Here is a 21,892-nt window from a genome sequence, read left to right as displayed (position 1 = left end):
CGCATAGCGGGTCGAACAGAGAGGATATAGGAAACGAGATGTCACGACGAGCAGGCAGTGCCGACCTTCCCCTTCACGGGGGACGCGTGCCGCATTGGCTCGGCGACCGGATGACGCGGCTGGGAACGCTGATCACAGAAGCGATCGTACATCATTACGGCCGCGATGAATTTCTGCGCAGGCTCGCCCACCCTTTCTGGTTCCAGTCCTTCGGCGCGGTCATGGGCATGGATTGGCATTCCTCCGGCATTACAACAAGCGTTCTTGGTGCGTTGAAACGCGGGCTGAAGCCGCGCGCCGGCGAGCTCGGCCTGCATGTCTGCGGCGGCCGAGGCACGCATTCGCGCAAGACACCCCAGGAGCTCGTCTCGATCGGCGAGCGCGTCGGTCTCGATGGGCATGGGCTGGCGACGACGAGCCGGCTCATCGCCAAGGTCGACAGCGCCGCGCTGCAGGACGGCTTTGATCTATATTTGCACGGCTTCGTCATCGCCGATGACGGACACTGGGTGGTGGTCCAGCAAGGCATGAATGGCGACCGACGGCAGGCCCGGCGTTATCACTGGCTCTCCGAAGGGCTCGAAAGTTTCGTCGACTCGCCGCATGCGGCAATTGAAGGCAGAAGTCAGGGCGAAATCGTCAATCTCGCCGATAAACGCGCCGAGCGCTCACGGCGTGGTCAGCTCGACCTCTTGGCAACGCTCGGCCCAGACAGGATCGTGCGTGAGGCCGCCGCACTGCTGCGCGCCGAAGAACCTGCGCCCGAACCCGCCGCACAGCCGATGCTGCCGCATCTCATCATGCCCGCCCATCACGAGGTGCGCGAGAGCGACGTCAACATGCGGCGCCTGCACGGAAATCTGGCTGCCGCGGCCGATCGTGGACCGGCCGATTTCCAGGAGCTGCTGCTCGTCCCCGGCGTCGGCGCCCGCACGGTGAAGGCGCTGGCGATGGTGGCGGAAGTGGTACACGGCGCGCCCTGCCGTTTTTCCGACCCGGCGCGCTTCTCCATCGCCCACGGCGGCAAGGACCGCCATCCCTTCCCGGTGCCGCTGAAGGTCTATGACGAAACGATCGGCGTGATGAAATCGGCGGTGCTGAAGGGCAGGCTCGGGCGCGAGGAGGAACTGCAGGCGCTGAAGCGCCTGGACGATCAGTCCCGGCAGATGGAACGCTATGTCACGGGTCCCGATCTCAAGGAGATTATCGCCGGCGAATTCCGCCAATCCGCCGATTTCGGCGGCCGCAGCGTCTTCGGCTGGGAGTCGCCGCCGGCGGAGGATTGAACCTCAATGGCCGTCAGGCGGCACGGCTTCGGCCGGAACCGTCTCTTTCAGGTTCTTCCGGTGGAAGATGAAGAGCCCGGCAAAGACGATGATCGCTGCGCCGACGATGATCTGCGTGTCGGGAATATCGTTAAAGAAGATATAGCCCAGCACGATCGCCCAGAGCAGCAGCGTATATTGCAGCGGCGCAAGCAGCGATGCCGGTGCGAGCTTCAGCGAGCGCGTAATCAGCAGATGTGCGCACGTGGCGACGATCCCGAGCAGCAGCATGCCTGACCAGTCGATGGGTGTTGCCGGCTGCCAGTGGCCGATGCTGAGGACGATGCCGGTGGCAAGCGCCGCAACCGTCTGCCATGTCACGAGCGTGGTGTCGCTGGTCGAGCGGAGATAGCGGCTCATCACCAACGATAGGGCAAAGGAAAGGCTGCCTGCAAGGCCGAATAGCGAGGGAAGCGACAGCATTGCCGTCGACGGACGCAGCGCGATGACCACGCCGGCGAAGCCGACCAGAACGGCGAGCCAACGACGCCAGCCGATCTTTTCCCCGAGAAAGAAATGCGAGAGCGCGGCTATGTAGATCGGCCCGGCCATATAGAAGGTCATGACGTCGGCGAGCGGCAGATAGGCGACGGCCGCGTAGAACAGGGCGACATCGCCGGTCGCCATGACGACCCGCATGAATTGCAAGCCCTTCTGCTCGACGCGGAAGAGCGCCAGCGGTCCCTGCCGCAGGATCATCGGCCCGAGCAGGATGAAAGCGCCGACCGAACGGATCACCAATACCTGGCCGACCGCAAAGCTCGTCACCAGCCACTTGCCCATCGCATCGTTCAACGCGAACAGCAGATCGCCGAGCAGCATCAGCACGACGCCCGTCATGATCAGGTTTCCGGCATTGGCGACGGCCGCCTTCGTCTTCATTCCTCGAATCCTCGCAAAAACGGCCGCGCATGCGCGGCCGAGTGCGGCTTCGGCTTTAACGCGGCCGATGTCAAGTGTTCACTTGTGTACAGACGGGCGAGAGCGTCCGGCTCCCCATTATCGAGGAGTTGGAAACCAACGAGGCGGAGGAATGCATCCCCGCTCCGAAGCAGAATTTGAGAAATCCACCTCATCGCAAGGTGAAGCGCAAGATTTGATGGCCTGTTCCTTCCGGCATCCGGCTGATTTTTGAACCGATGCGGAGGCTCGGAGAAGGGCCTTCAGTATTTCCAGCTTGTATAGTCGTCAGCAACGCATCCGAAAGGAGCGCGATCCTGGCCGAACCGCTTCCGCAATTGAATGCATCCCCATTTGTTCAATGGCGTCGGCATGAGATTGTTGATGTCCATCCCCGGCGACTGAAACGGTGTGCTGGCACTGGTCACATACCACAGCCAGAAACCAACCAAACCGCCCAGGATCAAGAGCATGGTGCCAAAAAACAGCCGGAGCCGCCCTCCGATCGACATCGTTTTCTTGGGTTGCTCACTCAAGACAGGCACGGCCTGGTCGGCGTCGGATCGCGCGAACGGGGAAAGGGCAAGGTTTCGCTCGGTCTCCGTCAGCTCGACACGCTGCAGCCGATTATCCAGAAGCACCGGCAGGGCTGTCTTGCCATGCCGGACGGCCAGCCCAACGGCTTTGCCATTTGCTTCACCCACGATCAAAGGCTCCTCGCCCTTTTTCATGCGCGTGTAAGCCGATCGGTCGGTCTTATCACTGGCGATTTTGTCGTTATAGGTAACAGATAGGATATTGCGCTTGCGATCGAAGGCTGTGATTTCGACCGGTATGGCGTTCAACAAGGCTGGCTGGCGCAGATGCCGTTTGACACGCCATATCCGCACAACCTGGAACAATGTCCCAAGGCTCATGCCGCCGAGCAACAGGGCAAATGTGCTGAGGGTGATGATCCGGTTCCAGAGCTTGTCCAGACCGAGGCTGATCGTTGCCAATTCCGGATGGTCGGCCGAAATCACGACGCCGGTTTCATAATCGCCGGTATGAAAATCGACAAACATCACGTCGGCTTCCGTGTCGTAGTTCCGCCCGTCGTAACTGTAGACGAGGCGCGCGCTGCAGTCGGTAAAGAAGAGCTTGCGTGTCGTGCATCGCCCATTTTGGACATCACCGTCCTCAAGAGCCAGAGGATTTTGGCTGATCTGAAAATCCCTGATGACGCCGGGTGCTTCCCAGATGAGCATCAACACCGTCAGGGCCAGCATGAACGGGGCGGCCCAAAAATAAGCTCGCGGTGTAGAGATCACATCGGGTGCAAGCGATAACGGGCGGCTGGGAAGAACCAGAGCGGGCACGAGGATGACGCCTTTCGAATATACGGGCGGACAATGGCCTAGTAGGATTTTGATCGAATCGGGATAACGGCTTCAAGGCAATGATCGTATTGATACATTGTCCGCCAGCCAAATGTCACTCTGGTTGTCTCGCGAGGTTGGCGTGCTCACAGGAAAGAGCGCACCAAGGCTGAACCGCCGGCGGTCATCATCGAAGCGGTCGTTGCCGGGACTGCCGGCGATGTTTGACAGAAGGGGCTAACCCCTGCCGTACATCCTGCTCGCCCGCAGCAGGCGCTGCGAATAGGGATGTTCGACCGCGCCTCTTCGCAAGGCCGCGATATCGACCTGTTCGACGATCTCACCCGCTTCCATGATGGCGACGCGGCTGCACATGTGGGAGACGACGGCGAGGTCGTGGCTGACGAGGAGATAGGTGAGGCCGCGCTCCTTGCGCAGGTCCTGCAGCAGATTGAGGATTTCGGCCTGGACCGAGACGTCGAGCGCCGACGTCGGTTCATCGAGAAGCAGGACGTCGGGGTTCAGCATCAGGGCGCGGGCGATCGCCACGCGCTGGCGCTGCCCGCCGGAGAGTTGATGCGGAAACCGGTAGCTTAGCGCCGGGTCGAGGCCGACGGATCTAAGCACGGCGTTCACATCGACGGAATTCCTGTCCACACCCTGGTTGCGCAAGGGCTCCTGCAGCTGCGACCGGATGGTCTTGCGCGGATGGAGCGATCCGTATGGATCCTGGAACACCATCTGCACCCGGCGGAAGAACGGCCGGCTGCGCTGCCGGTCGAGCGTTTCGCCATTGAGCGCAATCTGCCCATCATAATCGGCGTTGAGGCCGGAAAGCGCCCGCAGAACCGTGGATTTGCCGCAGCCGGATTCGCCGACGAGACCGAAGGCCGTGCCGCTCTCGACGGCGAGATTGACGTCTCTGACGACAGGCCTTTGCCCATGCCCGAAGCGGATGGTGAGATTGTCGATCCGGATCATCGCGGCGGCTCCACTGCAAAATCGTCAAGCCAGGCGGGATCACGCTTCAGGATCGGCAGCCGCGCCGGTGGATCCTCGATCTTCGGCAGCGATGCCAGCAGCCCTTGCGTATAAGGATGCTTCGCGTTGTCGAGATCACGCGCCTCGAGCACTTCCACGACGCGGCCGGCATACATGATGAGGACGCGGTCGCAGAAATTGCGGATGAGATTGAGGTCGTGGCTGATGAAGATCAGGCCGAGATTGCGGCGCAAGACCAGCTCGTCGAGCAGAGCCAGGATCTCCAGCCGCACCGTCACGTCGAGCGCCGACGTCGGCTCGTCGGCGATCAGCACTTCTGGTTCCGCGATCAGCATCATGGCGATCATCACGCGCTGGCCCATCCCGCCCGAAATTTCGTGCGGATAGAGACGGGCGACGCGCTCGGGATCGCGGATCTTGACGGCTTCGAGCATTTCGAGCGCCTGGCCGTAAGCCTTCCTAGCACTCTCCTTGGGATGGTGGAGGCTGTAGGTCTCGGCAATCTGTTCGCCGACCCGCATGACCGGATTGAGCGAATATTTCGGATCCTGCAGGATGAGCCCGATGCGCCGTCCCCGGATCGTCATCATCGTTTTCTCGTCCGCCTTCAGCAGATCGAGTTCACCAAAGCGCATTCGATCGGCGCTGACCTCAGCCGTCGGCGGCAGGAGTTTCATGATGGCGCGGCCGACGGTGGACTTGCCCGATCCGGATTCGCCGACGATGCCGAGTTTTTCCTGCCTGAGCGTAAAACTCACGCCGCGCACGGCGCGCATATGGCCGCCGGCGTAGGCGATTTCGAGGTTGCGAATATCGATCAGGGGCTCAGTCATTCCGAACCTCTCGGATCGAGGACGTCGCGAAGCGCATCGCCGACGAGGTTGAAAGCGAGGCTGACGAGCGCGATGGCGATGCCGGGCGCTGCGATCACCCAAGGGCTGTCGAGCATGAATTCGCGCCCGCTTGCGGCCATCGAGCCCCATTCCGGCCATGGTGGCTGTGCGCCGAGGCCGAGAAAGCCGAGGCCGGCGGCGGTGATGATGATGCCGGCCATGTTGAGCGTGACGCGGACGATCACCGACGGAATGCACATCGGCAGGATGTGGCGGGTGATGATTGCGAGCGAGGTCGCTCCCTGCAAGCGTACGGCGGCGATATAATCCGCCTTGCGCAGGCTGAGCGTCTCGGCGCGCGCCAGCCGCGCGATCGGCGGCCAGGCGGTCAGCGAAATGGCGATGATTGCGTTGGTGATGCCCGGACCGAGCGCTGCGGCAAAACCGAGCGCCAGCACGAGGCCTGGGAATGAGAGGAAGATATCGGTGATGCGCATCAGGATTTCATCGACGATGCCGCCGAAATAGCCCGAGAAGGTGCCGATCAGCAGGCCGAGGGGGGCGACTATCATCGTGACGAGCATGATGATGTAGAGCGTCGTGCGCGCGCCGTAGATCACCCGAGAAAAGACGTCGCGGCCGAAATTATCGGTGCCGAGCCAGTGCTCGGCCGACGGTGGCGCAAGCCGACCGGCCATATCCTGAACGATCGGGTCGTAGCTCGTCAGCAAGGGAGCAGCGGTCGCCACCACGATCAGGAGCACGATGACAATGAGACCCGCCAATCCCAGCGGATGCAGGCTGAACTTCTGCCAGCCCTGATGGAGCTGCTGCGCCGACGAGTGGAACCAGCCCTGTGGCTCCGGCGCCAGCAGCCATCCGCGAAAGCCGCCGGCGTTGCTGCTGTCTGCGTCTTCGGTGGAGATCGTCATGGCGTCACCGTGTTCTCGGATCAAGGATGCGATAGAGGACGTCCGACACAATGTTGATCGTCAGGAACACGGCGCCGATCGTCAGGACCGAACCCATCACGACGTTCATGTCGTTCATCTGCAGTCCGCGGGTGAGATACTGCCCGAGCCCCGGCCAGCCGAAAACCGTCTCGATCAGCACCGCGCCTTCGAGCAGGCCGCCGAAGGTCAGCGCCAGGATCGTCAGCAGCTGCACGCGGATATTCCGAAAAGCATGGCGCCAGACGACCTTGCGGGTGCCGAGCCCCTTTGCCCGCGCGGTGACGATATATTCCTGGCTCAGCTGCTCCAGCATGAAGCTTCGCGACATGCGGCTGATATAGGCGACGGAGTAATAGCCGAGGATCGCCGCCGGCAGGATGATGTGGCCGAGCGCGTTGTAAAATACGTCCCATTGGCCCTGGATCGCCGCATCGATCAAAAGGAAGCCGGTCATCGGTGTGACGAGGCCTTCGTAGAAGACGTCGACCCGGCCCGATGCGCCGACGAGCTTCAGCTTCGCATAGAAGACGAAGAGCGCCATCAGGCCGGTCCAGAAGATCGGGATGGAATGGCCGGCAAGGGCAACGATACGGGCAATGTGGTCGATCACGGTCCCCCGCCTAACGGCGGCGGTGATGCCGAGCGGGATGCCGATGATTGCGCCGATGATCATGGCGATGATGGCAAGCTCGATGGTCGCGGGAAAGATCGTCATTAGATCGGTCAGGATCGGCTGGCCCGTTGTCGCCGACATGCCGAGGTCACCTGTGGCGATCTTGCCGACATAGGAGAGAAACTGCATCCATACCGGCTGGCCGAGCCCCAGCTCGTTATAGACCCGATCGTAAACCTCCTTGCTGACCTCCGCCCCGGTGATTGATAGCACCGGGTCGGCGGGCAGCAGGCGGCCCATGGAGAAGGTGAGGAAGAGCAGGCCGAGCAGCGTCGTGACGACAGCCACCACCCGCCCCGCCAAGCGCCGTAGCAGGCTGATCAGAGGGTGCGGGGCCGCATCGGCGAACCCGCCCTCCGCCGAGCGGCGGCTCGCCTCCTGCTTCGATGTCAGATCGGCGCTCGCCACGCGCTCTACTCCTTGGTCACATCATGCCAGCGCGTCGACCATGTCGTGTGCCCGTGATAGCCCTTCACGTTGGCGCGCATGACATAGGGGTCGGTTCGCTGGAAGAAGATGACGAGCGGGGAAGCCATGCCTGCATAGATGCCGTCCATCTTCTTGAAGATATCGGTGCGTTTGCCCGTGTCGCGCTCCTTCATCGACTGATCGATGAGCGTGTTGAGCTCGTCCACCTTCATGCCGGTCCGCCAGAGATAATAGCTGCCGAGGCGTGCCTCGTCGCTATTGTCGGGATTGAAGGCGTATTGCGTGGCGACGGCGAAGGGATCGGGCAGGCGGGCGCCGGAATTGCCGAGCAGCACTTCGAATTTGCGCTCGCGGAAGGCGGGCGTGAATTCGCCGGGCACGAGATCGAGATCGAAGCCGGCGGCCCGTGCGCTCGCCTGCAGCGCTTCGGCGAAGGGCAAGGTTGGTGCCCCCGACGGATTGAGCACTTTCTTCAGGCCATTGGGATATCCGGCCTCCGCCAGCAGCTGCTTGGCCTTGGCGGGATCGTAGTCATAGCGGACCGCAGCCTCTTCGGGAGCGCCGATCATCCCGCGCGGGATCATCGACTGCCAGGGAAAGCCGGTGTAGCGCATGATGTTGCCGGAGATCGCCTTCCAGTCGAAGGCGTGCTGGAAGGCCTCGCGAACCTTCGGCTTCTGCAGGTCCGGGTCTTTCTGGTTCAGGGCTATGTAATAGAAGCCGAGACCCGGAACGTTGTCGATGACCATATCCTTGTTGCTGGAGAGTGCATCGAGATCGCCGCTCGCCACATACTGGCCGACATCGACGTCGCCGGCCTCCAGCTGAAGCCTGAGATTGCCGGATTCCGGAATGTGGCGGGCGACGACGCGGGCCATGGCGGGCTTGCCGCCCCAGTATTTCGGCTGCGCATTGAAGATCGCCACGTCGTTCGGCCGCCATTGCGCCAGAGTGAACGGGCCGCTGCCGGCGGAATTGGCCGAGAGCCAGGCGCCGCCGAAATCGCCGTTCGCCTCATGCGACAGCACCGTCTTTTTGTCGACGATGCCGATCGAGGAGCCTGCCAGCGAATAGAGCACCAGGTCGGTATTGACCGCCTGCGGCAGCTCGATCTCCAGCGTGTGTTCGTCCTTGGCGCGGACGAGCTTTTCGACGTTATCGGCCGTGAAGCCCCAGAGCGCGACGTCGGTGGAGCCGACCTGGCCCATCTTGATGACACGCTGGATCGACCAGGCCGCATCCTCGGCGGTCACCTTGTTGCCGCTCTGGAAGACCGCGTCGTCGCGCAGGGTCAGCGTGATGACCTTACCATCGGGCGAGACCTCCCATTTCGTCGCAAGCATCGGCTTCAGCGTCTTGAGGTCATCAGGAGACAGCTGCACGAGATTGTCGTAGATGTTGGAGATCAGCTCGGAGACTGTGCGGGCATTGTTCTGAGCCGGATCGAGCGTGCGGATGCCTGTCAGATTCGTGCCGATCACCAGCATGTTGGGCGGTGATGCCGCCAGGCTCGGCTGCGCCGCCATCAGGGCGCCTGTCATTGCGATCGTCGTCAGTAGCTGTTTCAGCATCTCAAGACCTCCCAATCCTGTTGCTTGCGGGAATGATGTTTCGAACTTAGCCGGCTGCCTTCACGTCCTGCCGGTCCGTTTGGATATCGCCCTCGGCCTCCCAGCCTCGAAGCAGCCGATGCAGCTCGTCGCGATCCTGCGCGTCGAGCCGCGGCAATCCAGGCACGCGCACCGGGCCGACATCGAGGCCGGAATAGGTGACGGCCTCTTTCACGACGGTGACGTTCGCGCCGTTGCGGAATTTGGTGCGCATCCGCTCGAAGGGTTCGAGCTTGTTGACGATCGTTCTCGCCGCGGCAAAATCGCCTTTTTCAAGCGCTTCGTGGACGGCAAGCGAAAGTTTCGGTGCGACGTTGACGAGGCCCGAGGTGAAGCCGCGCGCGCCGGCTGCGGTGAATGTCGGCGCCCAGCTCTCCGCCAGGCCGCACACAAACAGCGCGCCATTCGGATCGGCCGCGGGGATCGCCCGCGACAGCAGCATCAGATCAGTCGTGGCGAACTTGATGCCGGCAATATTGCCGTGGTTGGCGAGGCGGACGATCTCGGCGACACTGAAGCCTTCCGCCCTGACATAGGCGACGAGCGGCAGGGGGGAAGCATCGGCGAGATTGCAGAAATAATCGATCTGGGCCGATGGTGCCGCGAAAGGATCGACGGGCTGATGCGACATGACCGCCGATGCGCCGATCGCGGACGCATCCCGAGCCATGCCGATCGCTTCGCGCAGCGACCGGCCGATCGCCGCCGTCACCGGCGCGCGGCCATCGACTCCCGATACCGCCGCCTCGTGGACGATCCGGATCTCCTGCGGCGTCAGAGCATAGAATTCTCCGGTATTGCCGGCCGCGACGATGTTGTGAATGCCGGCCACGGCCACCCGCTCATAGACTTTCGCAGTAACCCGGGGCTGGACTTCCCCCCCGGCGTCATAAGCCGTGACGGGAACGCCCGACACGCCCCTAAGCGCCTTGCGCATGATCGCGATGCTCATTTTTCTCCCCCGTTCGCTTTTCTTCCAGTTGATCGTCAGCCGAAACGGAAGGGCGGCAGCCCCTCCGCATCGACATCGAAGGCGATGACCGTGCCAGCCTCGAAACGTCCGGTGCGGTCGCTCGACAGGCTCGTGACGTAGAGGGTGCTGAAATCCGGCCCTCCGAAACACGGCATTGTCGGTGCTGCGACCGGCAGAATGTAGATTTCGACGACTTCGCCTTCGCTCGATATCCGGTTGAGGCGACCGGCGGAAACGCCGGCGCTCCAGTAGAATCCATCGCGATCGGTCGTCGCCCCGTCCGGTCGCCCTTGTTCCTCCGTGAAACTGCGAAGCCGGCGTCCCGCGCCGAGCTCACCCGTTGCGGGATCGAAATCGAAGGCTTGCAGAAAACACTGTCGGCTGTCGGAGTGATACATCCGCCGGCCGTCCGGCGACCAGGCAAGGCCGTTGGAGCTCGTCAGTCCCGTTGCCACCGTCCTCGAGCTGCCATCGGCGCCGACACGGAAGAGCGCCGCGTCATTCATCTGCGGCTTGGCCTCGCTGATCGAGCCGACCCAGAAATGCCCATCCGGGCCGACCTTGCCGTCGTTGAGGCGGCCATTGATGTCGCGCCCGACCGGATCGCAGAGAAATTCGATATCGCCTGAGACGGGATCGAAAAGATGGACGCCCGTCTGCAGACCAACGATGATCCTGTTGTCGCGGCAGAGCCCGAGGCTGCCGACTGCAGCCGGCATCTCGAAGCGATCGACCTTGCCTTGCGGGGAAATCCGCAGGATTGCCGGCGCCAGGATGTCGACAAGCCACAAAGCGCCGGTTTCCTCGTCCCATACCGGCGATTCGCCAACCGTCAGCGGTTGCTGCAGCACGGAACGGGTCTTCGGTTCAATGATGCGCGGCGCCGTCACGAGACCGTCTCCAGATCTTTGACGAGGCCCTCGGCATCGCGCATGCGGATGTTGCCGTCGTGATTGAATTCGCAGAAACCGCCGCCCTGGAAGGAGCGGGCGACCCGCCCCTCCGCTCCGTCCTCGATACGGGCGTGATCACGCGGCCGATCCTGCGGCTGGTAGCCAAGCCGCGTCGCCAGATCGTTGTCCCACCATTTCGTGTCGGTGTCGGAAACACCGTAAACGACCGTTGCGGCGATCTGCGGATGGGTGAGGCCGATCCGCACCAGTTGCGCCAGATCCCGGGCGCTGATCCAGATCGCGATCGTGCGCTCGCTGTTGGGGTAGGTGCCGGCATTGCCGATGCGGATGGAAAGGGAGCGGATGCCCGATGTGTCGTAATAAAGCCCCGCCACCAGCTCTCCCCAGCATTTGGAAAGTCCGTAGGGACTGTCCGGGCGCATGGGATCGAGCGGCGAAATGACCTCGCCGCGGGGATAAAAGCCGGTCGCATGGTTGCTTGAGGCGTAGACGACCCGCTCGACCTTGTTGACCCGGGCGGCCTCGTAGAGATTGTAAGTGCCGAGCACGTTCGCCTGCAATATCGCGTTGATATCAACACCGCCCGCAAGACCGGCGAGATGAACGACACCGTCGATGCCGCCCAAAGCGGCCGTTGCCTCTTCGAGCTTTGACAGATCGGCGCCAACGAAGCCTTCATTCTCGGCCAGGTCCGCAGGCTCATGAATATCGATCAGGCGGAGATGCTCAACATGCTGCCGGAGAAGCGGGCGCAGCAGCGTCCCGACACGTCCGGCGGCACCCGTCATGGCAATCCGTCTCATCGTCCTTCCTCCCATTGTCGCTCAAACCCCCTGGAACATGCGGGCGCGCGCATTCAGTATGTGTGTCTTCATCGCATCATGCGCTTCGGCTTCCCGCCGCGCGAAGATCGCCTCCACGATGACCGCATGCTCGTCCTGAACGCTGCGGATCTGCTCCGGAGTCCGTTTCAGGCTCAGGCTTCGCGTTACGGAATGGCCGATGGCGAAATGCGGCTTGAACCATTCGCGCACGGTGATGTGAAACTGATTGCCCGTCGCCATCGCGATCGCGTCGTGCAGGGCCTGGTCTTCGTCGGCGCCGAGTTCGCCGTTCCTCAGACATTGTTCGATCGCAAGAAGCGCTTCAGTGATCCGCTCCTTGTCGGCCGGCTGCCAGTTTCGCGCGGCAAGCTCCGCAGCTTCGGCCTCGAGACCGGCGCGGAATTCGAAGAACCGCTGGACATCGGCAAGCGAGCCGACCGGGACCATTTTCAGCATCGACGAATCCGGCCGCTGCCGGACATAGGAGCCGGAGCCCTTGCGGGAAACGACGAGGCCGTCGGCCCTCAGACGTTCGAGTGCTTCGCGCACAACGGGTCTCGATGCGCCGAAATCGGCGGCGAGCCTGGTTTCCGACGGCAGCCGTTCGTTCACGGGAAAGTTGCCGTCCGCGATCATCCCTACGATCTTCTCGTAGATGATGTCGCTGAAGCGCGTTGCGCCCCGGTTCGAAACGGCATCGACTGCAAACGTCATTATCGCTCTTTTCTCCCCCGCCAAGTGGCGAATTCGCCCCGTCGGCTCTTCGCCCGGCGAGCAGAAGCCGGATATGCCTTCTCGACCATGCGCCGGGATGGCGCCGCGCCGTCATCGGCCGCGATGCGGCCTGTATACAGCTTCTGACAGGTCTGTCTTCTTTCCCTATCCAAGGCAGGATTGCCAATGGCTTGGCGTTGTGTCTGATACGGCATGGCTATCGAATCTGTAATTATCTGTCAACTCTTGTAATCATTTGAGAACGTGTCTATGGTTTCGTCCCAGCGCCGAGGAGGGCGCAAAACGGCAGGTCGGACGCCCGCCTGTGCCGGCATAAAAGGGGAGGAATCGATGCCCAATGAAATTCTGTCTCGCGGTATCACCCGCCGCGCCGTTCTCGGCGGCATGGCTGGTGCTGCAGCATTGTCCATCGCCGGTCGCGCCTTTGCCGCCGGCGGCGAAGCGCCTGCGCTGGCGCAACTGGTCAAAGACGGCAAACTGCAGCCGCTGGCCGAGCGCCTGCCGAAGAAGCCGATGGTGGTAACGCCGTTCGAGAAGGTCGGCACCTATGGCGGCACGTTGCGCCGCGGTCTGCGCGGTTCATCCGACCATAACGGCATTCTGCGCATGGTCGGCAACCAGAGCCTTGTGCGCTGGAACCTGGAATTCACCGCCGTGCAGCCGAACCTCGCCGAACGCTGGGAAGTCAGCGACGACGCGACTCAATTCACCTTCCATCTGATCGAAGGCGTGCGCTGGTCAGACGGCCACCCGTTCACGGCCGACGACGTTGTTTTCGCGATCGAAGACTGCGTGAAGAACACCGAGCTTTACAGCGCGACGCCGGCGCAGCTAGCCGTTGCCGGCAAGCCGGTCACTGTCGAAAAGATCGACGATTATACGGTGAAATTCACCTTCGCCGCGCCGAACGCGCTTTATCTCGAGAACCTTGCCACGCCGCTCGGTCAGCATCCGACGCTCTTCCCGAAGCATTACTGCAGCCAGTTCCTGCCGAAGTACAATCCCAACATCGAGGCCGATGCCAAGAAGGCAGGCGTCACCAGCTGGACGGAGCTCTTCCGCAACCGCTGCGGCGACATCGAAATTCCGACGCGCTGGGGCAATGTCGACAAGCCGACACTCGATCCCTGGGTCGTCAAGGAACCCTATGTCGGCGGCGCCACGCGCGTCGTCATGACCCGGAACCCTTATTTCTGGCAGGTCGATACGGCGGGCAATCAGCTTCCCTACATCGATGAGATCAATTTCGGCATTTCGCAGGACGTCGAATCGCTGATGCTGAACGTCATCTCCGGAAAGATCGACATTCAGGAACGTCACATCAGCGTGCTGGCCAACAAGCCGACGCTCTCCCAGAACATGCAGAAGGGCGATTATCGCCTGCTGACGCTCGTGCCTTCGGCCTCGCAGCAGTGCCAGATCTACTTCAACATCACCCACAAAGATCCTGCCATGCGCAAGATGTTTGCGGACAAGGCGTTCCGGCAGGCGCTCTCGATCGGCATCAATCGCCCGGAACTCATCGATATCGTCTATTTCGGGCAGAGCGAGCCCTACCAGGCCGGGCCGCGCCCGACCCATCCCTGGTACCACGAGAAATATGCGCGTCAATTCACCGAATATGACGCCGACAAAGCAGGTGCGATGCTTGATCAGGCCGGTTATAAGAAGGGGCCTGACGGCTTTCGCGTTCGGCCCGACGGCCAGAAGGTGTTCTTCTCGGTCGACGTCATTCCGACGCTTTATCCCGATCTCGTCGATGCCCTGGAGCTGGTCAAGACGCATTGGTCGCAGATCGGTATCGACATGAAGGTCAATACGATCGAGCGGGCGCTCTATTATACCCGCGGCGACGACAATGCCCATGATGCGCAGGTGTGGCCGGGGCCGGGCGGTCTCGATCCGATGCTCGATCCGCGCGATTTCTTCGCCTTCCATCCGCAGGGGTCGCGTTACGCCATTCCGTGGACGCTCTGGTATACGTCTAACGGCGCGCGCGGCGAGGAGCCGCCGGAAAGCCAGAAGAAGCGCATGAAGCTGTTCGACGAAGCGCGTTCGACGGCCGATCTCGACAAACGCGGCGCGATCATGAAGCAGATCTTCGACATCGCCGCGGAGGAATTCGAGACCGTGGGCCTTTGCCTCGCGGTCGGAGGCTTCGGCATCATCCGCAATAATCTGCGCAATGTTCCCGAGAAGCAGCCGGATAGCTGGTCCTGGCCCAATCCGGGACCTGCGATGCCGCAGCAGTTCACCTTCACGAGCTGATTTTGATCAAGCGCCGTACCGACGGTACGGCGCTTTATTCGGTTCGCCTTCCGATGCCTTGCCGGCGATGAGAGCCGGTAAGGCATCGGAGGGCGGTACTCAATGCAAGAGGCGCCCATGCTGGTCTTTATCGCCAAACGTCTGCTATGGATGATTCCATCGCTCTTTGCCGTCAGCTTCCTCGCTTTCGTGCTGATCCAGCTGCCGCCGGGCGACTACGTCACGACCTATATTGCGACGCTGGCGGCCTCCAATGAAATCGTCGATCAGAACACCGCCGCACAATTGCGCGAACGCTTCGGACTCGATGACCCGATGCTCATCCAATATTTCAAATGGATCTGGGGCATCCTCTCGCGCGGCGATTTCGGCATCTCCTTCGAATGGCAGCAGCCGGTGTCGGATCTGATCTGGGAGCGCATGGCGCTGACCCTCGTCCTGGCTCTCTCGACATTGATCGCCACCTGGGCAATCGCGCTGCCGATCGGTGTCTTTTCCGCCGTGCGCAAATACTCGATCGGCGACTATTTCTTCACCGCCTTCACCTTTTTCGGTCTGGCCGTTCCGTCCTTCCTGCTGGCGCTGGTGCTGATGTATATCGCGGCGGTCGAATTCGGCCAGGATGTCGGGGGATTGTTTTCGCCGCAATATGAGAATGCGCCCTGGAGCTTTGCCAAGATGGGCGATCTCTTCTCGCATCTCTGGCTTCCCGTCATCATCCTTGCCGTCTCCTCGACGGCGAGCCTCATCCGCGTCATGCGCGCAAACATGCTCGACGAGCTGCCGAAGCCTTACGTGACGACGGCCCGGGCAAAGGGGCTCTCGGAATTCCGCCTGCTGATGAAATATCCGATGATGATCGCGCTCAATCCGTTCATCTCGACGATTGCCTGGCTGCTGCCCAATCTCATCTCCGGCTCGGTCGTCGTCGCCATCGTCCTCAACCTGCCGACGGCCGCACCCTTGCTGCTGCAGGCGCTGATGGCCCAGGACATGTATCTGGCCGGCGCCTTCGTTCTGCTGATCTGCGCGCTGACGCTGATAGGCTCTCTGATCAGCGACATCCTGCTTGCGCTGGTCGATCCCCGCATCCGGTTGGAATAGGAGCCTGATATGGCCGACATCGCCGTTACAAACATTCAGCCGGATCGGGCCGCCGTCGCATCGCAGTGGCAGCTGATCTGGTGGGCTTTTCGCCGCCACAAACTGGCCATGGTGGCGCTCGTCGTCACCGTGATGATGTACATCGTTGCCCTGGTTCCGGGCTTCTTCGCCATCAACGATCCGAACCTGCAAAATGCGCGGGCGACCTTCCACCCGCCGCAGAAGTTGCACCTGATCGACACCGAGAACGGGTTTTCCTTCGGCCCGCATTATTATCCGATGAAGCTGACCCGCGATCCGGAAACGCTTGCCGCCATCTTCAGGGAAGACACGACGAAGCGCGTCGACGTCCAGTTCTTCGGGCGCGGCTATGAATATTCCGTGTTCGGCCTGTTCAACACCAACATCCATCTGATCGCCTCGCCCGACAAGACGACGCCGCTGCTTCTCTTCGGCGCCGACCGGCTTGGGCGCGACGTCTTCAGCCGGACGGTGCAGGGTTCGCAGGTCTCGCTGTCGATCGGCCTTGTCGGCGTCTTCCTGTCGTTGATGCTCGGCATCGTGATCGGCGGCATCTCGGGATATTACGGCGGCCGCATCGATTTCTTCATGCAGCGGGTGATCGACTTCGTGCTGTCGCTGCCGACAATCCCGATCTGGCTCGCCATGGCCGCGGCCCTGCCACAGGATTGGCCGGCGACGCTGCAATATATGATGATCACGATCATCCTGTCGCTGACCGGCTGGGCTCAGCTCGCCCGCGTCGTTCGCGGCCGCTTCCTATCCCTGCGCACCGAGGAATTCGTCGCTGCAGCCAGGCTGGATGGCGTTCGTGAAGGCCGCATCATCTTTCGCCACATGCTGCCAAGCTTTGCCAGCCACATCATCGCGTCGATCACGCTCGCGGTGCCGGCGATGATTCTGGCCGAAACCTCTCTTTCCTTCCTGGGGCTCGGGTTGCAGCCGCCGACGATTTCCTGGGGCGTGCTGCTGCGCGAGGCCCAGAACATTCGTTCGATCGCCACGGCGCCCTGGCTCTTCCTGCCGGGCTGCGCTGTCGTGGTCGCCGTCATGGCGCTCAATCTCCTCGGCGACGGTCTGCGCGACGCGGCCGATCCCTACAACAAATGAGGCCGGCATGACCGACATCGTTCCCATTGCCGGCAGGCCGCTTCTTGAGGTGAAGAACCTCACCGTCGATTTCCCGCTGCGCACCGGCGTCTTTCGCGCCGTCAGCGACCTGTCTTTTGCAATAGAGCCGGGCAAGACGCTCTGCGTGGTGGGTGAAAGCGGATCCGGAAAGTCGGTGACGGCGCGCTCGATCCTGCAGATTGTCGACGCGCCCGGCCGCATTGCCGGCGGTTCGATCACATTGAACCACCCGAATGGCGGCTCCATCGATCTGACCAGCCTCAATCCGCGCGGGCGCCAGATCCGGGCGATCCGCGGCCGCGATATCGCGATGATTTTCCAGGAGCCGATGTCGTCGCTGTCGCCCATCCATACCGTCGGCAACCAGATCATCGAGGCGCTTCGCCTTCACACGAGAATGAGCAAGGCGGAAGCGCGCGCCGAAGCCATATCGCTGCTCAAACAGGTGGAAATTCCTGCGCCTGAAAAAGCGCTGGATCGATACGCTTTCCAATATTCCGGCGGCATGCGCCAGCGCGCGATGATCGCCATGGCGCTCGCCTGCAAGCCGCAACTGCTGATCGCCGACGAGCCGACCACGGCCCTCGACGTGACGACGCAGGCCGAAATTCTCGACCTGATCGCCCGGCTGCAGAAGGCCAACGGCATGGCCGTTCTCTTCATCACGCATGATATGGGCGTCGTGGCGCAGATCGCCGACGATGTGCTTGTGATGCACAATGGCATCGCCAAGGAATATGCGCCGGTCGAGCAGATCTTTCACGCCCCGAAAGACGACTATACCCGCATGTTGATTGGTTCGGTGCTGAAGCTGGAGCAGAAGGCCGAGATTCGCCTGGCGCGAGCGCCGCTCGATCGGACGGCGGCGCCGATCCTGGAATTGCGCAATCTTTCGATGGATTTCGGCGAGGTAAAAGCACTCGACGAGGTCTCCATTTCGCTGCTGCCCGGTGAGACACTCGGCATCGTCGGCGAAAGCGGATCCGGTAAGACGACGATGGGCCGCTCGATCATGCGGCTGCTCGATCCAACCGCCGGTGAAATCCTCTATCGCCGGGCTGATGGCGGCATCATCGACCTCGCAACGGCAAAAGGGCAGACGCTTGCCGCCGCGCGCCGCGAATTGCGCATGGTGTTCCAGGATCCCTTCGGCTCCCTCAATCCACGCATGACCGTCTCCCAGATCATCGGTGAACCCTTGCTCGTCAACGGCATCGCAAGGGGACGGGCGCTGGACGAGCGCGTCTGCCACCTGATGGAGCAGGTCGGCCTTGATCCCAGGGCCCGCGAACGCTATCCGCACGCCTTCTCCGGCGGCCAGCGCCAACGCATCGGCATTGCCCGCGCAATCACCCTCAATCCGCGCGTCATCGTCGCCGATGAGGCGACCTCGGCGCTCGACGTCTCCGTGCGCTCGCAGGTGCTCGATCTCCTGATGCGCCTACAGGACGAACTCGGGCTCGCCTATATCTTCATCAGCCATGACATCGGCGTCATCCGCTACATGTGCGACCGCGTCGGCGTCATGTATAAGGGCCAGCTCGTCGAAATCGGCGAGGCGGAGAAGGTCTGCCGCACGCCCGAGCATGCTTACACGCAAGCGCTGATATCGGCCATTCCGCGGCCGGATCCACGCGACCGCGACCGTTCGCGGCGCTTCCGTTATGTCGCTCCCGACACTCTGAAGAACGGGAGCGTTCAGCGATGAAGATCACCGGCATCAGAACGTTTCTCATGCATGCAGGTCAGCCCGATCCGTCGAAATGGGCTTCGGATGAGCGTTCGGGAGAGGGGGCGTCAACGCAGCTGCGGGGCACGAGGAACTGGCTGTTTTTGAAGATCGACACCGACGAGGGCATCACCGGCATCGGCGAATGCTCCGGCTGGCCGCGCGTTATCGAGACGGCGATCCATGATTTGGCGCCGCTCCTGATCGGCGAAGATCCGGCCCATATCGAGCGCCTATGGCAGAAGTTGCATATTGCGATGATGGGTCACGGCATGCTCGGTACGGTCGGAGGCGACGCGATGACCGGCATCGACATGGCGCTCTGGGACATCAAGGGCAAGGCGCTGGGCGTGCCGGTCTGGATGTTGCTCGGCGGCAAGGTGCGCGACAGGGTCCCGATCTATTCGCATGCCAATACGCCCGAACGTGCGCTTGCGATCAAGCAGCGTGGCATAAAGGCGATAAAGTGCGGTGGCGTGGCCGATCCTGTTCGCAAGGTCGCAGCACTGCGCGAGGCGGTCGGCGACGATATGGACATCGCCATCGACCTGCACGGTCCGCCATGGCTGACCCCTGCGGACGCCTGCCGCCTGGTGCGGGCGCTCGAACCCTATGAACTGATGTGGGTGGAAGATCCGATCGCGCCCGACAATCTCGAAGGCTACAAGCGCATTCGCGACGCCGCTCATGTGCCGCTTGCCGCCGGCGAACGCTCGGCAACCATCTTTGGCGAGCGCGAACTCATCGAACGAGAGCTGGTCGATGTCATTCAGCCCGATACCGGCCGGGCCGGCGGCATCACTCAGATGAAGAAGATCGCGGCCATGGCCGAAGCCCATCACATCCAGATGGCACCGCATTCTGGCTCGCTTGGACCGGTGGCGGAATATGCAGCCCTGCATCTGTTGGCCGCCATTCCGAACGCGCTCATCCTCGAGCGGCTGGACGACGACTGGGACGGCCGCCGCCGGACGATCGTGCCGCATCCCGAGCAGGTCGATGGGCTGATCGCCGTTCCCGATGCCCCCGGGCTCGGCTGTGATATCGACGAGGAATTCGTCGCCCGCTTTCCGAGCGGCGGCAACGTCTCCGTTCCCGTGCCGGAGGCCGCCGGATCCTACAATCCCGGAACCTACAACGAGCATCTCTACGTGCAGACGCGCGTGGCGCGCCGCAGTTATTTCAATCGCTAGAAGGACAGAATGATGAAGATCGACCGCATGCGGGTGTTCATGACCCGTGACAAGGACCGACCCCGCGTGATCGTCGCACTGGACACCGATGACGGGCTGACGGGCTGGGGCGAATGCTACAATCACGGCCCCGACAAGGCGCTGCCGCCGCTGCTCGATTATCTCTACGGCTTTCTCTCCGGCCAGGACCCGACACGCGTCGATTATCTCGTCAACCTGCTGATCCAGCAAAGCCGCTTCCCGCCGGGCGCACTCGGCCTTGCTGCGATTTCCGCGCTCGACCATTGCCTGTGGGATTTGGCGGCCAAAGCCGCGAATGTCCCGGTCTACAAGCTGCTGGGTGGCGAGGTGCGCGACCGCATCAAGGTCTATGCCGGGGTCTATACCGCCCCCGACGCGCCCGCCGCCCGCGACGAGTTCGACCGCCTGAAGGAGGAATGGGGATTCACCGCCTTCAAGCTCAGCCCCTGGCGGATCGACATGCATGCTCATCGCTGGGGCAATGTCGTAAAAGCCTCGGCCGACTATTTCCGCTCGCTTCGCGAGACGGTGAATGACGAATACGAGATTGCCTTCGATGCTCATGCCAAGATTTTCGAACCGATCGCCGCAAGGCAACTCGGCAATGCGCTGGCGCCCTATGATCCGCTGTTCTACGAAGAGCCGCTGCGTCCCGAGAACATCGAGGCCTGGGGCGACCTGAAGCAGGGGCTCAACTGCGTGCTCGCCACCGGCGAGTCGCTCTATAACAGGAACGAATTCCTGCGGCTGCTGCAGGTCAAGGGCGCCGACTTGATCCAGCCGGATATCTGCGTCGTCGGCGGCATCAGCGAAATGCGTCGCATCGCCACGCTTGCCGAAGCTTATTTTGTCGGCGTCGCTCCGCACAACCCGATGGGACCCCTGGCGACGGCGGTCAATGTGCATTTTTCGGCCGCGGCCCAGAATTTCCGCATCCTCGAATACCGGCTGCCAAAGGGCCAGGCCTATGTCTATGGCGGCCTCGACATCGAGAAGCGGCAGGGGGAAACCCGCTATGTCGTCGACCCTTATCTGCCGAAGGATGGTTATCTCGAACTGCGTCCCGACCGGCCCGGCTGGGGCGTCGAAATGGACGAGAAGGCGATGCAGGAGGAAGGCTATATTCATTGGCAGCGGCGCGTGCCGAAGCGGCCGGACGGCTCCTACGCCTTCGCCTGAGGGTGTTACACACTAAACCAGAACTGGCCGCCGGCTTGGCGCGGCCAGCTCCCGCGGAGCGACGTTGCAGGCATTGCAGGAACACCGCGATCCCATTCCAAGCGCCTCTAGGCGTCTTTCGGCAGCACTGAGCGAACCCTCGCGATGAAGACGTGGAAGTCCTGCATGAACGTTCGAAGGAAATCGGCGGTACTGGCGTTCGTGACCTCGCCGTCATCGGTGATCAGCCCCGGAGTGAATTGGATGTAGGCTTCCGGAGCATTCATCTGCGGAGAGTTGCAGAAACCGAGCACGCTGCGCAAATTCTGCTGAGCGACCGCTGTGCCGATGGCGCCCGGCGACGTGCCGATGACCGCCGACGGCTTGTGTGTGAACGAGTTGGTGCCGTAGGGGCGGCTCGCCCAGTCGATTGCGTTTTTCAGTCCGCCGGGGATGGACCGATTGTATTCGGGCGTCACGAACAGCACGGCGTCGACGGCCGCGATTGCCGCCTTGAATGCTCTGCCGGCCGGAGGGTAGTCGGCGTCGTAATCGTAACTGTAGAGTGGCAGGTCCTTGAAGGATATCTCCGACATTTCAAGTTCCGGTGGGGCGACGCGCACCAGCGCCTTGGCGAGCTTGCGGTTGATCGAGCCCTTGGCGAGGCTGCCGATAAGATAGCCTACTTTATGCGTGGTCATGGCGTTCTCCAATATCCCGCACGATAGAAGACCTATC

The 21,892-nt window shown here is 62.1% G+C and carries 19 protein-coding genes; 7 read left to right on the top strand and 12 right to left on the bottom strand.

The genetic code is table 11. The features are described 5' to 3' along the window. Positions 1-38: 38 nt before the first annotated feature. The gene (locus Tal182_RS30050) at positions 39-1,286 is read left to right on the top strand and encodes a DUF763 domain-containing protein (RefSeq protein WP_085861890.1); all 1,248 of its coding nucleotides are present in this window, start codon (positions 39-41) and stop codon (positions 1,284-1,286) included. A 3-nt stretch (positions 1,287-1,289) separates the two neighbouring features. Here the strand turns inward: Tal182_RS30050 and Tal182_RS30045 are convergent, their stop codons facing one another. The 11 genes from Tal182_RS30045 to Tal182_RS29990 form a co-directional block, all read right to left on the bottom strand. After that, on the bottom strand, positions 1,290-2,207 hold the full coding sequence (locus Tal182_RS30045; RefSeq protein ID WP_064812602.1) for a DMT family transporter: 918 nt from the start codon (positions 2,205-2,207) through the stop codon (positions 1,290-1,292). Positions 2,208-2,488: 281 nt separating this feature from the next. Then, positions 2,489-3,583 carry a hypothetical protein gene (locus Tal182_RS30035; RefSeq protein ID WP_085861889.1) on the bottom strand — a complete coding sequence of 365 codons (1,095 nt, stop codon included), beginning with the start codon at positions 3,581-3,583 and terminating at the stop codon, positions 2,489-2,491. 237 nt (positions 3,584-3,820) lie between these two features. Beyond that, on the bottom strand, positions 3,821-4,564 hold the full coding sequence (locus Tal182_RS30030; protein ID WP_085861888.1) for an ABC transporter ATP-binding protein: 744 nt from the start codon (positions 4,562-4,564) through the stop codon (positions 3,821-3,823). Further along, positions 4,561-5,418: an ABC transporter ATP-binding protein gene (locus Tal182_RS30025; protein ID WP_064807515.1), complete on the bottom strand. Its 858-nt coding sequence runs from the start codon at positions 5,416-5,418 to the stop codon at positions 4,561-4,563. Before Tal182_RS30025 ends, Tal182_RS30030 begins: the two co-directional genes overlap by 4 nt. Continuing rightward, positions 5,415-6,350 (bottom strand): ABC transporter permease, encoded by a 936-nt coding sequence (locus tag Tal182_RS30020; protein ID WP_085861887.1) that lies wholly within the window; start codon positions 6,348-6,350, stop codon positions 5,415-5,417. The genes Tal182_RS30025 and Tal182_RS30020 overlap by 4 nt, the downstream gene beginning before the upstream one ends. 4 nt (positions 6,351-6,354) lie before the next feature. Continuing rightward, positions 6,355-7,452 carry an ABC transporter permease gene (locus Tal182_RS30015; RefSeq protein ID WP_085861886.1) on the bottom strand — a complete coding sequence of 366 codons (1,098 nt, stop codon included), beginning with the start codon at positions 7,450-7,452 and terminating at the stop codon, positions 6,355-6,357. A gap of 5 nt (positions 7,453-7,457) precedes the next feature. Further along, entirely contained in the window at positions 7,458-9,044 is a 1,587-nt protein-coding gene (locus Tal182_RS30010) for an ABC transporter substrate-binding protein (RefSeq protein WP_064807509.1), read from the bottom strand. A 46-nt stretch (positions 9,045-9,090) separates the two neighbouring features. Continuing rightward, complete coding sequence (locus tag Tal182_RS30005; protein ID WP_085861885.1) at positions 9,091-10,035, bottom strand: dihydrodipicolinate synthase family protein; 945 nt, start codon at positions 10,033-10,035, stop codon at positions 9,091-9,093. Positions 10,036-10,070: 35 nt separating this feature from the next. Further along, positions 10,071-10,946 (bottom strand): SMP-30/gluconolactonase/LRE family protein, encoded by an 876-nt coding sequence (locus Tal182_RS30000; RefSeq protein WP_085861884.1) that lies wholly within the window; start codon positions 10,944-10,946, stop codon positions 10,071-10,073. After that, the gene (locus Tal182_RS29995; protein WP_085861883.1) at positions 10,943-11,773 is read right to left on the bottom strand and encodes an NAD(P)-dependent oxidoreductase; all 831 of its coding nucleotides are present in this window, start codon (positions 11,771-11,773) and stop codon (positions 10,943-10,945) included. Before Tal182_RS29995 ends, Tal182_RS30000 begins: the two co-directional genes overlap by 4 nt. A 21-nt stretch (positions 11,774-11,794) precedes the next feature. Continuing rightward, a complete protein-coding gene (locus Tal182_RS29990) occupies positions 11,795-12,508 on the bottom strand; it encodes a FadR/GntR family transcriptional regulator (protein ID WP_085861882.1) in 714 nt (237 codons plus the stop codon). Between the two features lie 351 nt (positions 12,509-12,859). Between Tal182_RS29990 and Tal182_RS29985 the strand changes: the two genes are divergently transcribed. From Tal182_RS29985 to Tal182_RS29960, 6 genes are all read left to right on the top strand, one after another. After that, positions 12,860-14,797, top strand: coding sequence for an ABC transporter substrate-binding protein (locus Tal182_RS29985; protein ID WP_085861881.1), 1,938 nt, complete (start codon positions 12,860-12,862; stop codon positions 14,795-14,797). A 117-nt stretch (positions 14,798-14,914) separates the two neighbouring features. Then, a complete protein-coding gene (locus tag Tal182_RS29980; protein WP_064807967.1) occupies positions 14,915-15,901 on the top strand; it encodes an ABC transporter permease in 987 nt (328 codons plus the stop codon). Between the two features lie 9 nt (positions 15,902-15,910). Beyond that, on the top strand, positions 15,911-17,032 hold the full coding sequence (locus Tal182_RS29975; protein ID WP_085861880.1) for an ABC transporter permease: 1,122 nt from the start codon (positions 15,911-15,913) through the stop codon (positions 17,030-17,032). Between the two features lie 7 nt (positions 17,033-17,039). Next, positions 17,040-18,761 (top strand): ABC transporter ATP-binding protein, encoded by a 1,722-nt coding sequence (locus tag Tal182_RS29970; RefSeq protein ID WP_085861879.1) that lies wholly within the window; start codon positions 17,040-17,042, stop codon positions 18,759-18,761. Then, complete coding sequence (locus Tal182_RS29965) at positions 18,758-19,975, top strand: mandelate racemase/muconate lactonizing enzyme family protein (protein WP_085861878.1); 1,218 nt, start codon at positions 18,758-18,760, stop codon at positions 19,973-19,975. Before Tal182_RS29970 ends, Tal182_RS29965 begins: the two co-directional genes overlap by 4 nt. Positions 19,976-19,987: 12 nt before the next feature. Continuing rightward, complete coding sequence (locus Tal182_RS29960; protein ID WP_064807965.1) at positions 19,988-21,175, top strand: galactarate dehydratase; 1,188 nt, start codon at positions 19,988-19,990, stop codon at positions 21,173-21,175. Between the two features lie 107 nt (positions 21,176-21,282). Here the strand turns inward: Tal182_RS29960 and Tal182_RS29955 are convergent, their stop codons facing one another. After that, positions 21,283-21,855 carry an NADPH-dependent FMN reductase gene (locus Tal182_RS29955; protein ID WP_085861877.1) on the bottom strand — a complete coding sequence of 191 codons (573 nt, stop codon included), beginning with the start codon at positions 21,853-21,855 and terminating at the stop codon, positions 21,283-21,285. Positions 21,856-21,892 lie beyond the last annotated feature (37 nt).

The sequence above is a fragment of the Rhizobium sp. TAL182 genome (genome assembly GCF_002117725.1).
Lineage (GTDB): Bacteria > Pseudomonadota > Alphaproteobacteria > Rhizobiales > Rhizobiaceae > Rhizobium > Rhizobium esperanzae.
The sequence above is the reverse complement of the archived record's forward strand: the minus strand, read 5'-3'. Positions and strand labels throughout refer to the sequence as shown.

Coding starts and splice junctions, on each gene's coding strand:
- Tal182_RS30005 (WP_085861885.1), bottom strand. CDS start 10,035: ATGAGCATCGCGATCATGCGCAAGGCGCTTAGGGGCGTGTCGGGCGTT.
- Tal182_RS29995 (WP_085861883.1), bottom strand. CDS start 11,773: ATGAGACGGATTGCCATGACGGGTGCCGCCGGACGTGTCGGGACGCTG.
- Tal182_RS29975 (WP_085861880.1), top strand. CDS start 15,911: ATGGCCGACATCGCCGTTACAAACATTCAGCCGGATCGGGCCGCCGTC.
- Tal182_RS30010 (WP_064807509.1), bottom strand. CDS start 9,044: ATGCTGAAACAGCTACTGACGACGATCGCAATGACAGGCGCCCTGATG.
- Tal182_RS30030 (WP_085861888.1), bottom strand. CDS start 4,564: ATGATCCGGATCGACAATCTCACCATCCGCTTCGGGCATGGGCAAAGG.
- Tal182_RS29985 (WP_085861881.1), top strand. CDS start 12,860: ATGCCCAATGAAATTCTGTCTCGCGGTATCACCCGCCGCGCCGTTCTC.
- Tal182_RS30050 (WP_085861890.1), top strand. CDS start 39: ATGTCACGACGAGCAGGCAGTGCCGACCTTCCCCTTCACGGGGGACGC.
- Tal182_RS30045 (WP_064812602.1), bottom strand. CDS start 2,207: ATGAAGACGAAGGCGGCCGTCGCCAATGCCGGAAACCTGATCATGACG.
- Tal182_RS30020 (WP_085861887.1), bottom strand. CDS start 6,350: ATGACGATCTCCACCGAAGACGCAGACAGCAGCAACGCCGGCGGCTTT.
- Tal182_RS29960 (WP_064807965.1), top strand. CDS start 19,988: ATGAAGATCGACCGCATGCGGGTGTTCATGACCCGTGACAAGGACCGA.
- Tal182_RS29980 (WP_064807967.1), top strand. CDS start 14,915: ATGCTGGTCTTTATCGCCAAACGTCTGCTATGGATGATTCCATCGCTC.
- Tal182_RS30025 (WP_064807515.1), bottom strand. CDS start 5,418: ATGACTGAGCCCCTGATCGATATTCGCAACCTCGAAATCGCCTACGCC.
- Tal182_RS29990 (WP_085861882.1), bottom strand. CDS start 12,508: ATGACGTTTGCAGTCGATGCCGTTTCGAACCGGGGCGCAACGCGCTTC.
- Tal182_RS29970 (WP_085861879.1), top strand. CDS start 17,040: ATGACCGACATCGTTCCCATTGCCGGCAGGCCGCTTCTTGAGGTGAAG.
- Tal182_RS29955 (WP_085861877.1), bottom strand. CDS start 21,855: ATGACCACGCATAAAGTAGGCTATCTTATCGGCAGCCTCGCCAAGGGC.
- Tal182_RS29965 (WP_085861878.1), top strand. CDS start 18,758: ATGAAGATCACCGGCATCAGAACGTTTCTCATGCATGCAGGTCAGCCC.